The organism is Salinisphaera sp. SWV1 (assembly GCF_052044155.1).
In the GTDB taxonomy this organism is placed as follows: domain Bacteria; phylum Pseudomonadota; class Gammaproteobacteria; order Nevskiales; family Salinisphaeraceae; genus Salinisphaera.
This window is the reverse complement of the sequence record NZ_JBQDYE010000081.1, coordinates 1-2,967: the sequence shown is the minus strand read 5'-3', so window position 1 is coordinate 2,967 and position 2,967 is coordinate 1. Positions and strand designations below refer to the sequence as shown.

Annotated in this window: 2 protein-coding genes; both read right to left on the bottom strand. The window is 63.8% G+C overall.

The window, feature by feature from the left end:
• Positions 1 to 2,310 carry a putative bifunctional diguanylate cyclase/phosphodiesterase gene (locus tag ACS8YF_RS19425; protein ID WP_440851743.1) on the bottom strand — a complete coding sequence of 770 codons (2,310 nt, stop codon included), beginning with the start codon at positions 2,308 to 2,310 and terminating at the stop codon, positions 1 to 3.
• Positions 2,291 to 2,967, bottom strand: a 677-nt coding sequence (locus ACS8YF_RS19420; protein ID WP_440851742.1) for an ATPase domain-containing protein, incomplete at its 5' end; no start/stop codon positions are given. The genes ACS8YF_RS19425 and ACS8YF_RS19420, both read right to left, overlap by 20 nt.

Sequence of the window (2,967 nt, the reverse complement as noted above, 5' to 3'; positions counted from 1 at the left end):
CTAAACAGAGCCGCCCACCTTGGCTGCCAGCAAGCGGGCCATTTCATCTGCCGGCAAGGGTCGGCTGAACCAGTACCCCTGGCCGTATTCACAGCCCCATTCCCTGAGGAAATGGCATTGCTGCTCAGTCTCGATACCCTCGCCGACCGTACGCAGGGAGAGGTTGCGCGCAAGCTGGATGATGCTGCGGGTGACCGCTTCGCCCTTGCCTGAATGCTCAGAGCCACTGACAAAGCTGCGGTCGATCTTCAACGTTTGGAACGGCAGATCCTTGATCCGGCTGAGCGAGGAATAGCCGGTACCGAAATCGTCGATCGCGAAGCGAAATCCCCGGGCGTGCAACGCAGCCAGATTGGCCTCGGTCGTCGGCGGATCCAGCATCAGCGCGCTCTCGGTCACCTCGAATTCGATGGCCGAAGGCTCCGCATGCGGGCGCACCAGATCGGCCAACCCGCTCGTTACATTGGCGGCATGCAATTGACGCACACTCAGATTCACCATCATCTGCAACGAATGACCCGCAGCCCGCCACGCGCTCAACTGGCGGGCCGCAGTGGCCACCACCCACTCGCCGAGCGGCACGATGATACCGGTCTCCTCGGCCAACGGCAGAAACGCCGCCGGCGACAGCAGACTGCCGTCCGGCTGCGGCCAACGGACCAGGGCCTCGACGCCGGTGATCTCGAGCGTGTCCAGGCGGAAGACCGGCTGATAGTGCAGGGTCAACTGATCGCTCTTGATCGCCTGATAGAGCCGACCTTCCAGCGTGAGACGCTGCTGGCGCCGCTCCAGAATTTCGCCGTGGAACTGGCAGATATGCCCGCAAGCGCCATTCTTGGCCTCGTACATGGCGGTATCGGCGCGCTCCAGCAGCGTGTCCGCGTCGTCGCCATGGTCCGGAAACAGGCTGATACCGATGCTGGCGCCCTGGCGATGCTCATGTTCACCCAGGCGGATCGGCTCGCGCAGATGCTGAAGGATACGCTCGGCAATCCGCTGAACCTTGATCTGAAATGCCTGCTTCGTATCCACGCTATCCGAATCGCGCACACGCCCCCGCGAAACATCCGACAACGCCACGACGAACTCGTCACCTCCGTGGCGCGCCACAACATCGCTGCCCCGGACCAATCTGCGTAGGCGCTGGCCGACCCCGCGCAGCACCTGGTCGCCGGCCTGGTGGCCCAGGGCATCATTCACCACCTTGAACGAGTCCAGATCGATGAAAAGCACCGCCCCCGCGATGCCAGCCTCTTGCCACCGCCTTACCAGATCGCGCAGGTGATTCAGGAAACTCAGCCGATTGGGCAATTCGGTCAGACTGTCGGCGTAGGCGAGGGTTCTGATTTCTGCGGCCTGTCGCTGGCTCTCCTGATAGACACGCAGTGCACGCAAACCGAAACACAGGTTGCGTGCCAGCCGCTCCAGCAGCTGCCGCGGCTCGCGATCGAAGTGGCCGACGTGTTCCGAGTAGATCACCAGACAGCCGAGCGTGCCTCCGTGCAGGGGCAACGGCAGCGCGATCGCGGACCGCAGATTGAATTCCCGGGCACGAGCGCTCGACAACATCCGCTCGGGATTCTCAGCAATATCGGTAACCACTTGCGTCTGGCGGCTCTGCAGCGCGCTGGCCAGCACCCCGCCGCGCCAGTGCACTGGCAACCCTTCGAGATAACCGCGGGCCGGCCCCGCACTGGCCTGGATCGCGAGTTGTCGATCCGGGTCATCCAGCGCGAAACCGATCCAGGCCAGACGGTAACCCTCGGTCGCCACGATGGCCTGGCAAATCCGGGCGAGCAGGCCCTCTTCTTCGCGGGCGCGCACCAGGATCTCGTCGCAAGTGTTGAGAGTGCGCAATGCCCGCACGACGTTATCGCGCTCGCGTCCGGTAGCCGCCTGCAAAAGCGATAGCGAGCGCAGACGCAGCATGTTCTCGACCCGTGCGGTCAACTCGATTTCGGTCGTCGGGATGCGCAACACATCGTCGACCGTATGCCCGAGCTCCTGGCGTATCCAGGATGCTGGCGTCTGGCTGCCGGTGACCAGTAGCAGCACCGGCAACACCACAGGCGAGCAGCGCTCCCGGTATCGGCTCAGTCGATCGCGCAGGCACTCCAGAGAGAGGGGGTCGACAAGCACGATATCGAAGCGGCTGTGATCATCACCGTGGAGGCGATCATCGAACGCCTCGGTGAGCTGATATCGCCCCGTCAGCAACCGGCGCAGCAGCTTGGCGTTGCCCGGGCTGTCCAGCGCACAGGCGATACGCGCCTGCGGCTCGCCCGAGGATTCAACGCGCTCGAGCAACATCGTGCGCACGGTTTCCCTCCAGAATCTCGGGGACGCCGCTCAAGACACCGCGCAACCCGGACAGCGGCCGCCCGACCTGCACACCGCGGCCGGTCATGGCGAACTCGCGCAGGGTTTTCTCGAAATTGCCGGTGCGTTTCTTGAGCATGCCCACCGTCTTGCGCAGCTCGCCCTCCAGCTCCATATAGCGCAGGAGCAGGATCGCGTCGGCAAGATAGCTGATGCCGTACTGGGACACCTGCAATTCCGGGCTGGCGATCGTATTCACCTCGTTGACCAGCAAGACGGTCACACCCATGTTGACCAGATAGCGACACAGGGCGTGTACCCGCGCCTGCAGGCTCTCCCCGCGCATCGACTGCTGGTAACCCGACAGGCTGTCGAGCATCACGACACGGGCACCCAGCGTCTCGACCTCATGGCGCACCTTGAGCGCGAACCGATCCGGATCATAGGCCAGAGGCTCGACGGCCTCGAACATCAGATGGCCACTATCGAGCATCTCCCGGATCGGCAGGCCCACCTGGGTGCAGCGCCGGACAAACGTATGTTGGTGCTCGTCGAAGCTATAAATCACCGAGCGATCGCCGCGCCCTGCGGCCTCTTTCATGTAATGCGCGCCCAGCGTGGTCTTGCCGACGCCGGTGGGCCCGGACA